Here is a 19,333-nt window from a genome sequence, read left to right on the forward strand (position 1 = left end):
CGCCGTTGGGGTGTCGAAGCCTGTTTTTTTATTTAGTTTGAATCGGTTTCCTGGTGATCTCTTTGGCAAAGCTCTTTAAATCTTGCCCCGAAAAATTGCCCGATGTCATGATCAAAAGATTTTTCGCCGTCCAATCTATTTTTCGCAGCTTGTCAAATAGCTCAGTCGGATCAGTAAAAACCTGCAGTCCTTTTTTGGCAAAAGCATGGGCAACTTCGTCTTTTGTAATTGGCTCCAGCCGTTTGTGCTCGATCGTTTTTGGGTTGAAGAAAACATAAGCCTGATCGGCTTCCTCCATGCATCCGCTGTATTGAGGAAGAAACTCTTTCTTCAACGAGCTAAACGTGTGCAACTCCATCACAGCGACGAGTTGTCGGTTACCGAATTGCTTTTTTACGGCCGATGTTGTCGCTTTTAGTTTCGAAGGCGAATGAGCGAAGTCATAAAAAACAGTACAGTTTTCGTTTGTTGATAAAATTTCCAAACGGCGCGCGGCTCCTTTAAACGAGCTCATGGCACGGTAGAATTGCTCATCGCTCACATCCAATTTTTCACAAACTAATTTAGCGCCGGCAATGTTTTGCAGGTTATGATTTCCAAATACCTGCAGGCGAATTTTTTGGTCATCATTGTTTAAGTAAGTTACACCGTCAACAACCGTTGATTTATGCTCTTTGTACGGGATTTGCTCAATGCCATTGGATGTGGCAGTCGCAATTTGGCGAAGGTTTTCGTCGTCTTCATAATAAATAAGCGAACCACCTTTTTCAATTTTTGTGGCAAAAATCCGAAACTGCTCCACGTAATTATCAAAAGTTGGAAACACATTGATGTGGTCCCATGCAATTCCACTTAACAGGGCAATGTGCGGATGATACAAATGAAACTTCGGCCGACGGTCGATGGGGGAGGACAGGTATTCATCCCCTTCAAAAACAGCTATCTGTGTTTCTTTTTTTAGCGAAACCATGGTTTCAAACCCCTCCAGATTAGCTCCGACCATGTAATCGAAGTCGATGTGGTTGGTTTTCAAAACATGCATAATCATTGACGTGATGCTGGTTTTTCCATGCGAACCGCCAATCACCACCCGCGTTTTGTCTTTGGTTTGTTCATAAAGGTATTCGGGGTACGAGTAAATTTTCACCCCAAGCTCCTGTGCACATTTTAGTTCCGGATTGTCAGGATGCGCATGCATGCCTAAAATAATGGCATCAATGTCGGTTGAAATTTGCTCGGGGTACCAGCCATTTTGATTCGGAAGCAAACCATGTGCTTGCAACCTGCCTTTGGATGGCTCAAAAATTTCATCATCGCTTCCGGTAACTCGGTAGCCTTTTTTATGCAGCGCAATAGCCAGGTTGTGCATGGCACTTCCGCCAATGGCAATAAAATGAATGTGCATGAAGTTCGGATTCTGTTTTTTTGAAAGCTTAAAATTAATGAAAGTAGAACAAGTACAGCGCTTCTTCGAAAAAATTATCAGATTTCAGGATTGACTTGTTTTCTGTAGTTTTGAAATTTGATAAAAAGAGAAGCATGAGAACGAGGATTTTCAGTAAATCATTATTGGGTGTTTGGCTGGCGGTGGCAACTTTTTTACTCACCGAATTGGCGGCAGCTTTTCCTGCAGTGACCGAGGCGTTTTATTCGCAGCAAATTTACCCGGTTGTGGCCACCATTCTTTCAGCAGTGAGTCGACAGGTACCGTTTTCGCTGGATGATTTATTTTATGTGGTGTTGATCATTTTGGCAGTTGTGACCGTTGTTGCGCTGGTAATTCGAAAAATCAAATGGCGAAAATTTCTTCTTATTTGGTTCAATTCGTTAGCGATCTTGTATATGCTTTTCTACTGGCTTTGGGGTTTCAACTATTACAGGGAAGATCTGAATCAACGCTTGTCAATTTCTGAAAGTGACCCGGGTACTGAATTATTTTTAAATGTTTTTGAAAAGTTGGTCGAACGAACCAATGAGTCGTATGTGAAAATTGATTCATTGAGAAAATCGCAAGTTGATTCATGGATTGAGAATTCCTATCAACACTTAGCTCCGTTTTTGCAGATTGAATATCCTTCGGGAGTGCGTCGGTCAAAGTCGATTACCTTTAGCCGCTTTTTTGCCGCGGCTACCATTTCGGGTTACTACGGGCCATTTTTTAACGAAGTGCACGTGAATAATTACTTGCTGCCGGTTGAGTACCCCTTGGTGCTGGCCCACGAAAAGGCTCATCAGTTTGGAATTACGGGTGAGGCCGAAGCCAATTTTTATGCTTGGTTGGTGTGCTCACAAAGTCAGGAAAAACAATTGCAATACAGCGCCAATTTGTATGTGCTGCGCTACTTTATTTATGAGGGCTATAAATTGGAAGGCTACACCGACATTATTGAAAAGTTGGATGAACGGGTAAAGGCAGACTTGCGCCGGATACGAAAACATTGGCTCCGACTTCGTGATGAAAAAATAGATGATTATGCATCCAAAGTGAACGATGCCTACCTGAAGACGAATAAAGTAGAAAAGGGTATTGATGATTATACGGGTGTGGTTAAGTTTGTCATGGACTTTGAAACTGATTCGCTTTCGCAGAAAAGAGTGATCGGTTTACAGGGGCAGTCTCAGTAGGATCGTTCCACTTCATCTGTCCACTTTTTACTATTTTTGCCATCGAATTAAAATTGAGAACTATGCAAATCCATGCCATTCATGCCGGCCATTTTTCATGCGATGGGGGCGCCCTTTTTAGTGTGATTCCAAAACCATTGTGGTCGAAAGCTTACCCGGCAGACGAGAACAATGTGACCAAATTAACCATGCGCTGCTTATTGGTTGATCAGGGAGAACGGAAAATATTGATTGAAGCAGGGGTTGGCGATCATTATCCGGAGAAAGTGAAGCGTAACAATGGTCACGAAGAAACGGATGCCCTGCCAAAATCGCTGGCAGAAAAGGGCTATTCGGTTGAGGATATTACGGATGTTGTTTTTACCCACCTGCATTGGGATCATTGCAATGGAGCCGTTTTAAAAGAAGGAGAAAGTTTGAGATTACTTTTCCCAAATGCCACGCACTGGTGTAGCAAGCGCCAATGGGAGCATGCTCAGGTTTCGAATGTGCGCGAACGAGTGGCTTATTTTTACGATGTACTGAATGTTCTGAAAGCAGACGGTAACATGCAGTTGGTTGAAAATGAAGGTGAGCTATTTCCTGACTTCGAAGTTCGTTTTTTTGATGGACACACCCCCGGGCAAATGATTCCTTTGGTGAAGCTCGAAGGGAAAACCTACGTTTATACATCCGATTTGATTCCTACAACAGCCAATATTCCAATTGTGTGGCTGGCTTCCTACGATTTGTATCCGGTTACCGCCATGGAAGAAAAAGAAGCTTTTTTAAAAGAAGCGGCCGACAACAAATATGTTCTGTTTTTTGAGCATGATTTTTACTCCGAATGCGCTACGGTGGAGTGGACTGAAAAAGGCCCAAAATGGAAAGATAAATTTTCTTTGTAAACTTTTGAGGAGTTATTCAAGTGATTTCAAAAGAGAATTTTCTGGAGTTTTTGGTGTGACAGTTTTATTTAAATAGGTATTTGTCCTTAATTGTGTAATTTTCTATTTCAATGTCCTTGTAGTGAGAATTGCGTTCTATTATATCGATTTCGCTTAATGTGCAAAATGAAACGTTCGATATGTTGTCTTCTAAAAATAGGCGGATAAAGTCTGTTGTCACAAATTTGGTTTTAAAAAATTCATCTTCGTAAGTCAATCTTGAACATATGTAAATATTTCTATTGTTAATCCTTTCAGGGAAGGATTTATTTATGGCCCAGTTCACTGAATTCCTAGGAATGATCTTACCCATTGTCATTGGTGCTTCTCCGTCAGTTAATATTGAAATCTGATTTTTTTTGTCAAATACAAAAATGCCAACATGGCACTTTATGTCTTTTGCAGTTCGTTGTCCATTATTTTGGTAACTTAGTTTGAAAATAACAGTGTCATTCTTTAAATAATGTTCAGAAACAACAGGGGCAATTTTTACACTTTCAGAGAGAATTTTGTTTTGCTGGTTAATCTTCCAAATTTCATTTTGCTTTTTTAAACGATCAGCCTGAATGGTTAGTAATTTAATAGTTGAATCGTTTTGAATTTGTTGTTGTTGTAATGTTGCAATTGTAGAAGTATGCTGTTCTTTCGCATTGGTTAGTTGAGTATCGAGCGTAGAATCTAGCTTTTCTTGGAACTTATTAAATGATTCTGCTTGTTGGCTTGACTGCCTATAATCAAAAGCAATTGCTCCAATTGCCAGAAGCACTGCTGCGAGTGCCGAGAATTTGGCAATTCTATCAACCCAATTCTCTTTCATTTTTACAGAAATAGGTTCATTTACTTTTATGGGAGAACCTAATTCAAAAGGTTCATTAATAGTGACTTTATAAGATTTCTCTTTTTTCGTTGACTTTCTTTTTTTGAAGGAGATGTTAAAATGTAGAGGAGTTTTCTTCTTTTCCATTTTGTTTTTTCTTTCAAATCTAACAAACAATTCAAAATATATGATTTATGAAAACTAGAATTATCAAAAGCAGATTCACAAGGATAGTTTCTTATTCATTTTAAATATCCATTCCCAGCTGCAATTGGTCGTTTCAGGATCTGTTAATCGTCAGAAGAATGTGATTGTTTTCATCTTCAGGATAGGCCACGGACTCTAAACGACGTATGGGTATTTGGTTCGGGCAGCAAGTCCGTAGTTAAAAAACTCGAACTGTAAATGTTGATAATTGAGGCTTATTTTCGAAAATGTCTTTATTTAAAGAGATCTTAATCCTGAATCAAAGTGGTAAATGGTTCGTTCTTTACTCCCGCATAAAACACCATTATTTCCACAGGGGCATCCGTTCTGTTTTCGCCGTAGTGGGAGGTGTTTACCAGCTCAATAATAGGGTCGCCTTCATTCAAAATGAGTTCGTCACCGTGTTCTGAAATCACCGAAAGCGAGCCTTTGAGCATATAGCCCACATTGATTACGGGGTGTTTATGCCATTCCAGTTTTGTATGTGGCGGTATGGTAAACTTTACAAGTGTGACCTCCGGCTGACCCTGTGGATAAAGGGGAAGAATTGTACCATCCCATGTTTTTGTGCCTTGAACGATGACTGTTTTTTCAACCTTCGCAATCTCCTGTGCCTTTGTGCATCCCGACAAAAATATAGCAATGGCAATAACCAGGAATAACTTCTTCATATCAGCGATCATTAACAATTAACTTAATTTTCCGTTCTTCTACTTCAACAACATAGATGCCGTTCGGATAGCCACTGATATCAATTTTTGTCTCTTTGGAAACTATCGGTCGACTCACTAATACTTGCCCAAAACTGTTGTACAGCGTATAGTATTCGGCTTTGGCATCGGGGGTTTTTAGCGTTACCCAGTCAGCAGCGGGGTTGGGATAGAGCTGCACTTCTGAAATTGTTTTATCCCCGATTCCGGTTTGCACCTGCCGGAAAGTGACAGCTATATTTCTGTCGTATTTCGTGTGGAGGTACAGACTGTCTCTTATAGCGATACTATCGCCGTCAACAACAATGCTTGCAATTGTATTCCCTTCATCAGGCTGTATCATCATTTTCACTGATTGTCCCTGTTGAGCGCGGATAGTGCCATTAGGGAAGATAGTGCCTCCAATGCCGGCAGTCGCAGTAATGGTTCTCCGGTAGGGACTATTTTCCAGCATATCTTCCACTTTACCGGCAAGATCAATGTACAGTTGCTCATCCAAAGGCGTAAGCATCCCGGCAGAATCCATGGCCGCCACATAATCTCCTTGTTGAATATTATTGAGCAAGGTTCTGTAAGTTTGCATGGCAGAGGCAAAGTCATCTTTACTTTTAAACCAAATATTGAGTGCTGGCAATGCGCTCATGGTGTATGAGATGGTATAATTAGGTGAGTGAAAGAGATGAGCCATATACACCCATTGATATTGTAAACCTGTTTTATTTGCAGCCTCTGTTCCAAGAAATAAACCGTACAATCGCTTGTAGATGTTGTTTAGATCCTCCAGCGAAAGCTCTGTTTGCGTATAGACCTCCTGCTCAAAAGCATCAAAAAGTGTTTGATGTAACACATCGCCAATAATGATTGATGCTACCTTTACAGCCTCAATTCCACTGACTGTAGCCAGGTCGGTAAAAGTGGAGAGTTCTGATCTCAGGGCAAGGGATTCAAAAGACATCGAGGGAACCTCTAGCAGATCATAATTAGGAAGAACATACAAATCGTTTTCACGTGTCTTTCCATAATCATCTAAATAATGTCCAAACTCGTGAAACAAGACATTATAGCCGGGGTGCACATTAGAATTTATAAAGATAGCAGGAGCATTATAGTAAACGAAATTTGTACAGTACCCGATTTTTTCTCTTGTATTTCCTCCAGCAATATCGTAAAGCCCGTATTTTATCATATAATCGTAGGCAGGTTTGAACTCCGACAGATTAAGATCCCTTGTATTGTCCATCACCCCGGCAAGTTTTTGCATCATATCTTCAGGCGATTTAGCTATCAATGCATCTTCAAACTCGTTTTCATGGCTGCGTATGCCTTTTAGTTCTTCATAAAACGGAGTGAAATATTGCTGTACAAAATCATGAACAGCCTTTAGTTCTTCTGGAGAGTAGTTTCGTCCTTGAGTTTCTTTGTACATGTATTCTGAAAAATTGCTATACTCCACCGATGAGGCTTCAGCTATTTGCCTGCGCACCTTGACCAAATCAAGATAAATTGTGCCTATAATTCGATTTTTTTCTTGCCAAAGGGCCAGGTAGGCCTCTGTCCTTGCCTCGCTATTAAGTCCGAGCGAGTCTAAATTAGAAAAAGTGACCGTCTGTCCGGCTATCTCCACCTCAATTTTCTGTGCTGAGGCGGCATTGTATCGGGCATTTAACTCACTCTCCTGGGTCTGAAGTGCGAGTTGAGTTGGGGTTTGTTGGATGGCGCTTAAAAATGATTTTTGCAACTCCTCTCCTAAGGCATTCCAAACCACTGGTTGATATTTTGTGGACAGAGCTGCTCCGATTGTACCAAGCCCCTTTGCTTTGGTATATTGGTATAATTCATTTGTCTGGATATGGAGGTTAGCAACAGTTGTATTAGTTACATCTGTTGACTTAAGATATGCGTAGTATCTCCAATTAGTCATAGTTTTTGCATAATAATCTAATACGGTTTCAAGCCGGGCTACAATACTATCGGAATGGGCATTACCGGTGGAAATCAAAGCGGTAAAATCAGCGGAGAGCACATCCACGCCTTCCTTCGTTAAGTTTTCAAAAGGTTTTATCTCCGACAGGGTTATGGTGTCACGCCATATTTTACCGCCATACACGGTGGTATCTTGGCCGGCGTAAGGCTCGCGTTGTGCCGTTACTGACATGGTCGCTCCAACCCCCATGAGGAAAAAGGCGACAAATAGATGTTTCAGGGTATTTGCTTTGTATTTCATAAAATAGGCTTTGAAATAAAGTGTTAGTGAGGCTAAGTACAAAATTTCTATTTTTCGTGTTATCAACAATCAAGCTCCAAAGTACTAAATTGATACGAAAAATTATTTATGTACATGTAGTTTGGAATGATTATAAAGTGTAGCAGGTCGATCATCTTTCAGAAAGATGATTGAAGGATATATCAAAGAGCAAAGCGTTTTTCGGGTTACCCGCTGATTGAGTGGCTGACTGAATCATTCTATTTTTTAATGATAAACAGGAGTAATTACTTACGAGTGAGAAATATTGATCATGCTCGGTTTATATTTTTAGACGATTTGATTGGTTTAGTCAACTAATTCATCGAGGCTCTGCCACGGGATAGTCAGCTTTGAGAATTTTCTTTATTTAGTTCAAATAGCCAAATTCCTCAAACCATTCCAACGAATCTTTTATTGCTTGATCAATTGGTGTTTGGGGCAGTTGTAATTCTTTCTGAGCTTTTGCCGAAGAATAATAATTATCAGCTTGCAATAGTTGGGCATTCACCTGATTCAGTTTGGTCGGTTTGCGAACTGCTTTTTCGTAAGCCGAACCAAATGATCCGGCGATATTCAGGATTGGTCTTGGTATTTTTACAAGTTGTTGTGGGTAGCCTGAAACAGCTTTCATCGTTGTAAAAAACTCCTGATAAGTGAGGTTTTCATTCGCCAATAAATAGCACGCTCCATTTTCTCCCATCTCAATGGCATTTACAATTCCGGTGGCTGCATCTTCAACATGCACAAAGTTTTTCCCTCCCGCAGGATAAGGCATCAGCTTTTTCCCATGTGCCATCAACAGCATTTGTCCCGAGCTTGGTTTGGCATCATGTTTACCCAGCATAAAAGTGGGGTTAACAACTATGGCCGGAAAGTTGTGTTTCTGATGAAAATCCAATACCAATTGTTGTGCTTCGTATTTGCTTCGCATATACCCTGATTGGTATTGAAGGCTGGTGAAAGGCGTTGTTTCATTGCCCGGATTTTCTTTCGTTCCCGGACCAAATGCATTGGCCGAACCAACGAAGATGAAGCGTTCGACTCCGGCTTTTTTACATTCTTCTAGCATAAACTGTACGCCATCAACATTTACTTTTTGATAATACTTGTAAGCTGATGGCCATTGCGAAGTATTGGCCGCTACATGAACCACGACCCGGCAGTCGGCGAGTGCTTGTTGCAGATTATGACGATCCATGAAATTACCTTTGACAATTTCCGGATTTGTATCTTTTAGTGAAAGCAAGTTACTGCTTTCGCGTACCATGGCTTTTACCTCATCGTTACCTTGCAATAGTTTTCTTGCCAGATTGCTTCCAAGAAGGCTGTTTGCTCCGGTTATTAGTACTTTCATCGCAGTTTTTTTTCTCACGTTTGAAAATTCGGGTTCCTACAGATATACGGAAGTTTTCCGTAACCAAACGAATAAAGAAGGCATTGATCTGGTTCATGATGCCTGGAATGATTACTGATTTCCCTTTCAACATCTTCCCAATTGCAATAGTTGCAATCTGTTCCGGGGTCATGATGGATAACTTCACATAAAAACTTTGTCCATTTATTCGAGTGGAAACATCTGCATTGGTCATGATAGGACCTGGATTTAATACGCTAACACTCACATTGGTCTCTTGCAGTTCGGCTTCCAAACCTCTTGTAAAATGATGAACAAAGGCTTTTGTAGCCGGGTAAATGGTTTTGTATGGCACGGGAGAAAAGGCAGCCAGACTAGACACATTCAGAATGTATGCTGACTTAAGTTTCTTTAATTCCGGCAGAAGAGTTCTTGTCAATAAGGTCATCGCACGGATGTTCAACTGAATCATATTGTCGAGGTAGTCGATTTCCGAATCAACAAAAACTTGTGTGCCTCCAATACCCGCATTATTGATCAGCATATTAACGGTGAAATTCGTGGTTACCCAATTAGCAATTTCAAGGACGGTATCGAGCTTGGTGAGATCGGTTTCCTTGCAATGAACTTTTATCTGATAGGTCTGCCTTAGCTTTTCACTCAATACTTCAAGGTTCTCATTGGGTAGTGAAATCAGGATCAGATTCATTTTTCTGCCGGCACATTCTTCGGCAAAAGCTTTGCCTAAACCTATGCTTGCTCCCGTAATTAATGTGTATAAACACCCCGTATCTTTCATCGCTTTTATTTCATTTTTAACTCCAGTCGTAGTTGTTTGTGTGGCTGTCGTGTTCTTTAAGTTAACTAAAATATGTTCGATTATCTGCTCTGCAAAAAGCAGACAAATGATGACAATTAATGTTCGATAAAAACTTTTGTTTTGTTAATTGATTGAATTTCAGTGGTGCATTTAATTTCATTTTACTTACATGTATATTCAAAAACATTCGAAAAGTTGAGATGCGTATCCACATATTGTAGCTCTTATTACCCGCTTTTCCCAACAAAGGTATAGTTAATAAAGAGGATTCCTCGGGTATTCAACTAAAATGCACGATTGTGTGCGTTTTAGTTTTTCTACATTGAAGTTTTGGTATTTCGAGAGTGATCTTCCGGAAAAATCGAATCTTAAAATTTCAGACTTGCAACTCTTCTATCAATAGAATTTATTGTCCCGGGAGCGGGTTCTTATTTATATTCATTAAAAATAACTGCCGATTTCAAAGTATGAAGATTGCTTCATATGTAAATGCTTGAAAATCAAAAGATGATATTTGTTACCTAAAGGTTAAAAACTTGTTCGTTTTTGAGTAGTCCTTATGTAAAAAGGTTAATTTTGCAGCCTGATTTTCTTAACAGTTACATTATGACAGAAAAATATATCAAACTATTTAACGAGTTCCCTCCTGTCAGTTCTGAGGCTTGGAAAGAAAAAGTGGTTGCCGATTTAAAAGGTGCCGACTTTGACCGCAAGCTGGTATGGAGGACAAACGAAGGTTTTTCGGTTCAGCCGTATTACAGACAGGAAGACCTTGCAAAACTGGACTACCTGAATGCATTACCAGGAGAGTTTCCTTATGTACGGGGTACCAAAACCAATAACAACGATTGGTATGTTCGTCAGAATATCATCGTAAAAGATTTGGGAGAGTCCAACAAAAAAGCACTTGACGTATTGATGAAAGGTGTCACTTCGTTGGGCTTTGTTTTTAATGAGTGTACAGAAGTTACCGTTGACGACCTGGCTGTTTTGCTAAAAGGTATTTGTTTGGAATCAGTTGAGGTGAACTTTGAAGCGAAGTGCTGTACCTGTAAAGTTGCGGAAGCATTTGCAGAGTATGTGTTGGCTGGCAAATGGGATGCAAAAAATATTGTTGCATCTGTGGCTTACGATCCCTTCGGAAACTACCTGCTTTACGGGCGTTTCAAAAAAGGTGTTGATCATGTGTTGACTCAGGCTCAAAATCTAATTACCAAATCTGCTGAATTACCCAAATACCGAGTATTGGCTGTAAATGGTAGAAACTTTGGAAATGCTGGTGCTTCTGTTGTTCAGGAGTTGGCTTTTTCGTTGGCTCAGGGTGTTGAATATCTTTCAACGCTAACCGAAAAAGGAGTGGCTGTTGAAGATGTGGCTAAAAACATCAAATTTAATTTGAGTGTAAGTGCCAATTACTTCATGGAAATTGCCAAGTTACGTGCAGCTCGCCTGTTGTGGGCGCAGATTGTAAAAGCTTACGAACCTAAGTGTGAGAGCGGTTGCAAAATGCGTGTTCATGCCGAAACCGGAAGCTGGAACAAAACGTTCTACGATCCTTATGTGAATATGCTTCGCACACAAACCGAAGCAATGAGTGCTGCGCTAGGTGGTGCTGACTCAATCACAGTGCTTCCGTTCAACGCGATTTTCGAAGATCCAACAACTTTCTCTGATCGTATTGCCCGTAACCAACAATTGTTGTTGAAAGAAGAATCGCACTTCGATAAAATCGTTGATCCGGGTGCTGGTTCATATTATATTGAAGAATTAACCGCATCGATTGCTGATGAAGTTTGGAAGTTATTCCTCGAAATTCAGGATAAAGGCGGTTTCCTTGCTGCAGCAAAAGAAGGTTTCATTCAAACTAAGGTGAATGAAATGTCCGCTAAACGCGACTTAAATGTTGCTATTCGCCGCGAAAATTTGTTGGGTATTAACCAGTTCCCAAATTTTACTGAGCGATTGGAAAAGGCGGAATTGGTAAAAGATGCTCTTGCTCCAACCGACTTAACTGCCGACGATGCTGAGATTGAAACCCTAAAACCATATCGTGGTGCAATGGCTTTCGAAAAACTTCGTGTAGCGACTGACAAATTCTCAAAAGAGAACAAACGTCCGTTGGCTTTCATGCTAACTGTTGGTAACATTAATTTCAGTAAAGCACGCTCGCAATTTGCTTGCAACTTTTTTGCTGTTGCCGGTTACGAAGTGAAAGATAACAATGGTTTTGCCAGTGTTGCCGATGGCGTTGCTGCGGCTAAAGAAGCTGGTGCCGATATCATTGTAATTTGTAGCTCTGATGATGAATATGCTGAAGCTGCTCCTGCTGCTTTCGACTTAATAAAAGACGAAGCCATTTTTGTAGTGGCCGGTGCTCCTGCTTGCACAGATGATTTGAAAGCCAAAGGCATTGAAAACTTCATTCATCTGAAGAGTAATTTGCTGGAAGAGTTGACAGTTTACAATGCAAAGTTGGGAATAAACTAATCAGATAAAAAGACATCAGAATTTAGACAATAGACATTCAGAATGCATAATTACCGGGAAATAAAGATTTGGCAAAGGGCAAGAGTTCTTGTTAAAGAGGTATATCTGGTAACCAAGCAATTTCCTTCTGATGAGCTTTATGGATTGATCTCGCAAACTCGACGGGCAGCCGTCTCGATCATGTTAAACATTGCAGAAGGAGCTGGTCGTGGTATCAACAAAGATTTCAACCACTTTCTGCGTTTCGCTAAGGGATCTTTGTTCGAAGTTGAATCATTAATGATTCTTGCCTGCGATCTGGAGTATATTTCGGAAAACGCAAAAGAAGAAATGTTAGATAAAACTTCCGAGATTGTTAAAATGCTGATAGCTTTTCAGAAGAATTTATCTAATGTCTAGAATCTAAAATCTAAAATCTATAATGTATGAAACCGAATTTTAAGAATATAAACATAAAAACAGTTGCTCCCCAGCCAGAGGCCGGCGAGTGGGCTGCTCAAAATAAAATTGAGAAAGACTGGGTGACTCCGGAACAGATTCCGGTGAAACCAGTTTACACGAAAGACGATTTGGAAGGCATGGAGCATTTAAATTATGCTGCCGGTTTGCCACCATATCTTCGTGGACCATATTCAGCGATGTACGCTATGCGTCCGTGGACGATCCGTCAGTATGCCGGATTCTCTACCGCTGAAGAGTCGAATGCGTTTTACCGCCGTAATCTGGCTGCCGGACAAAAAGGGCTTTCAGTAGCTTTTGACTTGGCAACTCACCGTGGTTACGACTCGGATCACCCTCGTGTAGTTGGTGATGTGGGTAAAGCCGGTGTGGCGATTGACTCGATCCTGGATATGAAAATCCTGTTCGACCAGATTCCATTGGATAAAATGTCTGTTTCGATGACCATGAACGGAGCTGTACTTCCGGTAATGGCATTCTATATTGTGACAGCATTGGAACAAGGAGCAACACTGGAGCAGCTTTCAGGAACTATTCAAAATGATATTCTGAAAGAATTCATGGTGCGTAATACCTACATTTATCCACCGGAATTCTCGATGAAAGCGATTGCCGACATCTTTGAGTTTACTTCTCAAAAGATGCCTAAGTTCAACTCAATTTCTATTTCGGGTTACCACATGCAAGAAGCCGGTGCAACTGCCGATATTGAAATGGCCTACACTTTGGCTGATGGTTTGGAATACCTGCGCACAGGTATTAAAGCCGGACTGGATGTTGATGCTTTTGCGCCACGTTTGTCCTTCTTCTGGGCGGTTGGAATGAACCATTTTATGGAGATTGCAAAAATGCGTGCTGCACGTATGATTTGGGCGAAACTGGTGAAACAATTCAACCCGAAAAACCCAAAATCGATGGCTTTGCGTACGCACTCGCAAACTTCGGGTTGGTCGTTGACGGAGCAAGATCCATTCAACAACGTTGGTCGTACGGCTATCGAAGCGATGGCTGCTACTTTGGGACACACTCAGTCGTTGCACACCAATGCGCTGGACGAAGCAATTGCTTTGCCAACCGACTTCTCAGCTCGTATTGCCCGTAACACACAGTTGTATATTCAGCAAGAAACCGAGATTTGCCGTGGTGCAGATCCATGGGCGGGTTCGTACTATGTTGAGTCGTTGACTCAGGAGTTGTACAACAAAGCCTGGGCATTGATTGAAGAGGTTGAAAAACTGGGTGGTATGTCGAAAGCCGTTGAAACCGGTGTTCCAAAAATGCGTATTGAAGAAGCTGCTGCCCGTGCTCAGGGACGGATTGATAGCGGTGGTCAAACCATTGTTGGGGTAAATAAGTACCGTTTGGAAAAAGAAGATCCGATTGATATCTTGGATATTGACAATACCGAAGTTCGTAAATCGCAAATTAAGCGATTGGAGAAACTACGTGGCGAGCGCAACGAAGAGGAAGTTCAACAAGCTCTGGCTGCTATCACAAAATGTGCAGAAACAGGCGAAGGCAACTTGCTTGATCTCTCTGTTAAAGCGGCACAGAAACGTGCGTCATTGGGTGAAATATCAGATGCCTGCGAAAAAATCGTGGGACGTTATAAAGCTGTAATCAGAACAATTTCAGGCGTGTATTCATCAGAAAGTAAACAAGACAAAACCTTCAAGGAAGCACAGGATTTGGCAACAAAGTTTGCCGGGTTGGAAGGCCGTCAACCACGGATCATGATTGCCAAAATGGGGCAGGATGGTCACGATCGTGGAGCAAAAGTAGTGGCAACCGGTTATGCCGACCTTGGTTTCGATGTGGATATGGGACCGCTGTTCCAAACTCCGGAAGAAGCTGCCAAGCAGGCCGTTGAAAACGACGTACATGTGATGGGTGTTTCTTCACTGGCTGCAGGACACAAAACCTTGGTTCCTGCTGTTATTGCAGAGCTGAAAAAACTGGGTCGCGAAGACATCATGGTCATTGCCGGTGGTGTGATTCCTGCACAGGATTACAAGTACCTGTACGAAGCCGGTGTGGTCGCCATCTTCGGCCCCGGAACCAGCGTATCAGCTGCAGGTAAAAAAATTCTGGAGGTTTTAATTTCGGCTCACGAAGAGTAAGAACTTCGGGATCTTTCAGGAAGCGTCACCCTGAACTTGTTTCAGGATCTCCTTTTTTTTGAGCCTTTCCTTGTTCTATGGAGATCCCAAAATGAATTCGGGATGACGGCTTCTCAAAAAATGGAAATAGGGAAGTTAAGAACCCCGCTCGGTTTTCGGTTTAGATTCCGTCTTTATACTGCGTACTTATTGATGGGCAAATAACTTTTTTGAGTTGCTCCTTCAAATCCGGATTTCCTCGGAGGTGATTTTTAAAAAGTTTGACGATGCTTGCTTTATCCAGTTCAATTTTTGTTTCGGTCTCTATGTCTGTTAAATCAATGAAAAAGCTGGAAAAGTGATTAGGCATATCTTTAATAATCTCTGTATTCAGAAAATTAGCCTCGTTGTAGATGCGATGGTAATTGCCTTTTGCTTTCTCAACAATGAACCTGTCCTGTTTCAAATTTGTAATGGTTGAAGATTTCGAACATTCTTGAATACAGCTTTCGTCGAGTATATGCTTTTTACATCCGGTTACCTGATGAAACAAGCATTGCCTACTTGTCATCATCAAAATAGGATGATAAATGCTGTAATACAAGTCGAAATTATCAGGTTTCTTGATGCTTTTTATTTGCGTGAATTTTAGTTCATTCGAAATAAATGACCCGGAGCAATTAAAGTTTTCTTTCAAAGCTAAAAGGCTGTACGAATTGGTCAGATTCAAGTACGGACCGGCGATCCAATCAATCCCTTTTTTATAAGCTTCGTAAGCTATCCCGGTGTTATTTGTCACAATTGTTTTCCCTCGGAAGTGGTGTAGTAAATCGACTGCGGCAGTATAATCTTCACCCAATAGAATAGACGGGAACCAAGGGATTAAGTTCTCGTTGGTTTTAAAAAGGTTGAGGAATTCGGCCGATTTATTTTTAAATGAATTGGGCAATTGAAAATAAACCACTATTGAGCCGTCTTGGCAAAGTGAGATATCTTTTGGCGAGGAGATTAATACTGAAAGAGTGGGCTTAATCTTTACCGGGATTGCCTTCTTTAAAGTAGGAAGAGCGATGGGTAAGATTACTTCCCTGGAATCGTTCAGCACAAATAATATTTTTCTTTTTAAAGCGGTCAGTTCTCTAAATGGAAGATAAAGTTCCGATCCAAGTTGGTCGGTATTTAATTCTTTTATGGAATGCCCCGTGTCGTTTATCGATTGTAGTTTTTTTAATATGATCGCCTCATTTAAACACTCAACCCCCTTATCGGACAGTTTGCTTGCCGATTGCACGGTAAATGATCGGTCAGGTGTTTTTACGGTCGTCTCTAAAACGGTTCCCGATGCTCCGGAAATCTCAATCACCAAAGGAATGTCATCGACACTTAGTTGGTCAATTTTATCTTTGATTTGCTTTCGGGCTTCTTCTTTTTCGTCATACAATTCTTTAGTTTCTTGCTCTCGTTTGTCATCCGAAGAGTATTGGTTAATTTCCGATAGGTGTAGCGTGGAGTTACTCATGGGGTTATCAATAAACAGATCTTTATTGAGATTTCCCTTCAGAAAGGAATTTGAGAATTTGCGATTAAACACCTTATGCAAATCGCTCTTGTCATCAAGCAGGATGTCATGCTTGTAAAAACTGTGGAGTTGTTTTCTCCAGGCATTCACTACCGTATAAACGTATTCAAATTCTTTTATTCGACCTTCAATTTTTAATGAATCCACCCCAGCTTCCGACAGCTCTCTCAGGTCGGAATAGGCTGAATTATCTTTCAGGTTCAACGGATAGTTTTTTCCTGCCGAAGTCGGTAAGTAACGGTCTCGGCAGGGTTGACTGCATCGGCCACGATTTCCCGATTTTCCTGATAAAACCGAACTCATATAGCAAACACCCGAAAAGGAAATGCAATAAGAACCGTGGACAAAAACCTCCGTTAAAAGCTCATTTTCATGTGCTACCGAAGTTAAGTGTTTGATTTCATCAATATTTAGCTCACGGGATAGATTTACTCTGCCAGCGTTTAACCGACGTAGGAATTTTATTTGTCCTTCGTTATGCGTTGTCAGCTGTGTTGAAGCATGGATTTTAAGGACTTTAAAGTGGTTGGATAAAAGATAAAACAGACCAAAATCCTGAACAATCACACCATCGATGCCGGTATTTACTAATTTGTTTAACACACTTAAAAGAAGGGGAATTTCACTTTCAACAATAAGGATATTAAGCGTGAGAAAAACTTCGCAATCGTTTTTATGCGCCAATCTTATAATCCCGTATAAATTCTCGAAACTGATATTGGCAGCCCGGTTTCTGGCATTAAACTTATTCAGTCCACAATATACCGCATCAGCTCCTGCTATAATTGCCGCTTTCACCGAATCAAGATCTCCTCCAGGTGCCAGTAATTCAATTTTTCTTTTCATTATTCTTTCGGGTGAAGTGATTGGATGTCGACATATGTAACAATCCCTTTTGCCTTTGTTTTTCAACACACGGTATTGTAAGCATTCTGTTTTTAGGACATCTAAATTAAAGAGTTTTTAGAGAATAAATGACTCCGGCGGTGGTATTTCCTTGAAGGAATCTAATGTCGGCTCATTTTTAACAAAAGCTTGGGTGTATTGTTATCAAGGATAAATATAGAACCACAACGAAAATGAGTAAAACAATATTGATGTTGGCTGCTGCATTATTAGCGGCCGCTGTTATTCTTGGGGCTTTTGGTGCTCACGCTTTAAAAGCAAAACTTAGCGACGACTTGATGCAGGTATATAAAACCGGGGTGGAATACCATTTTTATCATGCACTGGGCTTGTTGCTGATTGGTGTGTTGGCTGTTCAAATACCGTCAACTTTAATCAATTGGTCGGCTATTTGCCTCACCGCCGGCATTGTGATTTTTTCCGGTAGCTTGTATGTGTTGGCTATCATCGGTATTCGTTGGCTGGGAGCCATCACGCCAATTGGCGGATTGAGTTTTATTGCTGGGTGGGTGCTGCTATTTTTGGCTGTTTGGAAAAGGTGAGCGATGTCGTTTTAAAAAATGAAGTTTGGACAAAAAAACCCGGATGGAAAAAGTCACCCTGAATTTATTTCAGGGTCTGTTTGATATTGACACAGATCCCGAAACGAGTTCGGGATGACGCTCCTGTTTTAGAGGTTTTTATCCAAACTTCAAATTAAAAACTAGTTTACTTCCAGCCGCCACCAACTGCGCGATATAGTGAAACTACGGCACTCAGTTTTTGTAGATGGTCGTTTACATCGCTGAGCTGAGCTCCCAATAAGCTTTGTTGGGCATTCAGTACCTCAGTGTAGGTAGCCGATCCATAAGTCAGCAGTTCCCGGGTGTACTCAACCGACTTTTCCAGTGCCTCCAATTGTTGAGCTCGCAAGGACATTTTCCGTTCGGTGTTTTCATACAAATTCAGTGCATTGTTTACTTCCTGTCCGGCATTGAGCAAGGTATTCCGAAGACTTAATAACGCTTCTTCTTGCTGAGCTTTGGCAACTTTGAGTCGGGTAACATTAGCCCGCTTATTGAATAATGGAGCAGTTAATCCACCGATAACGTTCGAAGCAAATGATGTGGGATCGAGTAATTCGTCCAAATCGCTGGCTGCAAAACCCGTTGATGCGGTAATGGTCAGCGATGGATAAAAATAGGCACGTGCGTTATTCGTCATTTCAAAAGCACTCATCACCGAATACTCCGATTGCATTACGTCGGGGCGATTTTCGAGTAATTGAGATGGCACACCCGTTTTCAGTAATGCGCTTATTTTCTGGTCGCTCAACTTGTTCCGCTGAATTGATCCCGGAACGCGCCCCAGCAAAGTCGACAAGGCATTCTCCGATTCTCGAATCTGTTGCTCTAAATCCGGAATGGTGACTTCAGCTGCGTATCGTGCCGCCTGGCTTTGAACCACGGCAGCTCCGGTTACGCGTCCGCTTTCCTTCAGTGCTTTTATCGTTTCAACCAAATCGATGTTGTTTTTCACCGTTTGACGGGTGATGGCTAATTTGGCATCCAGCGAAGCCAGGTTGTAATAGGCCAATGCAATGTTGGCAATTAATCGGGTTTGCACCGCTTTTTTGCCAGCATCGCTTGCTAATAAATCAGCATAAGCTGCACGCTTTGAGCTGCGCAGTTTCCCCCAAATGTCAACTTCCCAATTGGCTTCCAGCCCGAGTTGGTAGCTGCTCACATCGCGCGGCCCATCCGGATAGATTGATTTTGGATTATGCTGGTAATTGCCGGTTCCCTTGGCGTTTATTCCCGGAAGAAGCGACGCCTTGCTTTGTCCGAAATAAGCTTCTGCCTGCAGTACCCGCTGAGTGGCAATTTGCAAATCAGGATTGTTGTTTAGACCTTCTTCTATTAAATCCTTCAACTGAGGATCGGTAAACAATTCCTGCCAAGGCTTTTCAGCAATGGTTGCGGAGTCAGTCTGTTCGGTTCCAAAAAGCCCTTCGGTATTGATTGTATCTGGTTGAAAGTGTCGGGAAGTGCTGCATGAAAATAGCACTGCCGATACGCCAGCCAGTAAAATGATATGTTTGAATGAATTTGTTTTCATAA

Annotated in this window: 14 protein-coding genes; 6 read left to right on the forward strand and 8 right to left on the reverse strand. The window is 41.4% G+C overall.

Annotated features, from left to right (window positions below; all coding sequences use genetic code 11):
- Window positions 1–28: 28 nt before the first annotated feature.
- Window positions 29–1,405, reverse strand: coding sequence for a UDP-N-acetylmuramate--L-alanine ligase (locus ACTB00_RS08545; protein WP_463299494.1), 1,377 nt, complete (start codon window positions 1,403–1,405; stop codon window positions 29–31).
- A gap of 134 nt (window positions 1,406–1,539) precedes the next feature.
- Between ACTB00_RS08545 and ACTB00_RS08550 the strand changes: the two genes are divergently transcribed.
- Window positions 1,540–2,625, forward strand: coding sequence for a DUF3810 domain-containing protein (locus ACTB00_RS08550; RefSeq protein ID WP_463299495.1), 1,086 nt, complete (start codon window positions 1,540–1,542; stop codon window positions 2,623–2,625).
- Between the two features lie 62 nt (window positions 2,626–2,687).
- Window positions 2,688–3,512, forward strand: coding sequence for an MBL fold metallo-hydrolase (locus ACTB00_RS08555; protein WP_463299496.1), 825 nt, complete (start codon window positions 2,688–2,690; stop codon window positions 3,510–3,512).
- A 64-nt stretch (window positions 3,513–3,576) separates the two neighbouring features.
- On the opposite strand, the gene ACTB00_RS08560 is transcribed toward ACTB00_RS08555, so the two are convergent.
- From ACTB00_RS08560 to ACTB00_RS08580, 5 genes are all read right to left on the reverse strand, one after another.
- Window positions 3,577–4,515 (reverse strand): hypothetical protein, encoded by a 939-nt coding sequence (locus ACTB00_RS08560; RefSeq protein ID WP_463299497.1) that lies wholly within the window; start codon window positions 4,513–4,515, stop codon window positions 3,577–3,579.
- Between the two features lie 308 nt (window positions 4,516–4,823).
- Window positions 4,824–5,246, reverse strand: coding sequence for a cupin domain-containing protein (locus ACTB00_RS08565; RefSeq protein WP_463299498.1), 423 nt, complete (start codon window positions 5,244–5,246; stop codon window positions 4,824–4,826).
- 1 nt (window position 5,247) lies between these two features.
- Window positions 5,248–7,509, reverse strand: a complete 2,262-nt coding sequence (locus ACTB00_RS08570; RefSeq protein ID WP_463299499.1) for a M3 family metallopeptidase — start codon at window positions 7,507–7,509, stop codon at window positions 5,248–5,250.
- A gap of 388 nt (window positions 7,510–7,897) precedes the next feature.
- Window positions 7,898–8,884 (reverse strand): NAD-dependent epimerase/dehydratase family protein, encoded by a 987-nt coding sequence (locus tag ACTB00_RS08575; RefSeq protein ID WP_463299500.1) that lies wholly within the window; start codon window positions 8,882–8,884, stop codon window positions 7,898–7,900.
- Window positions 8,814–9,683 (reverse strand): SDR family NAD(P)-dependent oxidoreductase, encoded by an 870-nt coding sequence (locus tag ACTB00_RS08580; protein ID WP_463299501.1) that lies wholly within the window; start codon window positions 9,681–9,683, stop codon window positions 8,814–8,816. The genes ACTB00_RS08575 and ACTB00_RS08580 overlap by 71 nt, the downstream gene beginning before the upstream one ends.
- Before the next feature lie 627 nt (window positions 9,684–10,310).
- Here ACTB00_RS08580 and mutA point away from each other — a divergent pair.
- From mutA to scpA, 3 genes are read left to right on the forward strand one after another with little or no spacing between them, the layout of a single operon-like run.
- On the forward strand, window positions 10,311–12,191 hold the full coding sequence (gene mutA / locus ACTB00_RS08585; RefSeq protein ID WP_463299502.1) for a methylmalonyl-CoA mutase small subunit: 1,881 nt from the start codon (window positions 10,311–10,313) through the stop codon (window positions 12,189–12,191).
- A 42-nt stretch (window positions 12,192–12,233) separates the two neighbouring features.
- The gene (locus ACTB00_RS08590; RefSeq protein WP_463299503.1) at window positions 12,234–12,590 is read left to right on the forward strand and encodes a four helix bundle protein; all 357 of its coding nucleotides are present in this window, start codon (window positions 12,234–12,236) and stop codon (window positions 12,588–12,590) included.
- Window positions 12,591–12,616: 26 nt separating this feature from the next.
- A complete protein-coding gene (scpA, locus tag ACTB00_RS08595) occupies window positions 12,617–14,770 on the forward strand; it encodes a methylmalonyl-CoA mutase (protein ID WP_463299504.1) in 2,154 nt (717 codons plus the stop codon).
- 160 nt (window positions 14,771–14,930) lie between these two features.
- Here the strand turns inward: scpA and ACTB00_RS08600 are convergent, their stop codons facing one another.
- The gene (locus ACTB00_RS08600; protein WP_463299505.1) at window positions 14,931–17,174 is read right to left on the reverse strand and encodes a peptidase U32 family protein; all 2,244 of its coding nucleotides are present in this window, start codon (window positions 17,172–17,174) and stop codon (window positions 14,931–14,933) included.
- A 233-nt stretch (window positions 17,175–17,407) separates the two neighbouring features.
- Here ACTB00_RS08600 and ACTB00_RS08605 point away from each other — a divergent pair, with 233 nt between their 5' ends.
- The gene (locus tag ACTB00_RS08605; protein ID WP_463299506.1) at window positions 17,408–17,776 is read left to right on the forward strand and encodes a DUF423 domain-containing protein; all 369 of its coding nucleotides are present in this window, start codon (window positions 17,408–17,410) and stop codon (window positions 17,774–17,776) included.
- A gap of 166 nt (window positions 17,777–17,942) precedes the next feature.
- Here ACTB00_RS08605 and ACTB00_RS08610 read toward each other — a convergent pair whose 3' ends face one another.
- Complete coding sequence (locus tag ACTB00_RS08610) at window positions 17,943–19,331, reverse strand: TolC family protein (RefSeq protein WP_463299507.1); 1,389 nt, start codon at window positions 19,329–19,331, stop codon at window positions 17,943–17,945.
- Window positions 19,332–19,333 lie beyond the last annotated feature (2 nt).

The organism is Sunxiuqinia sp., from assembly GCF_055140945.1.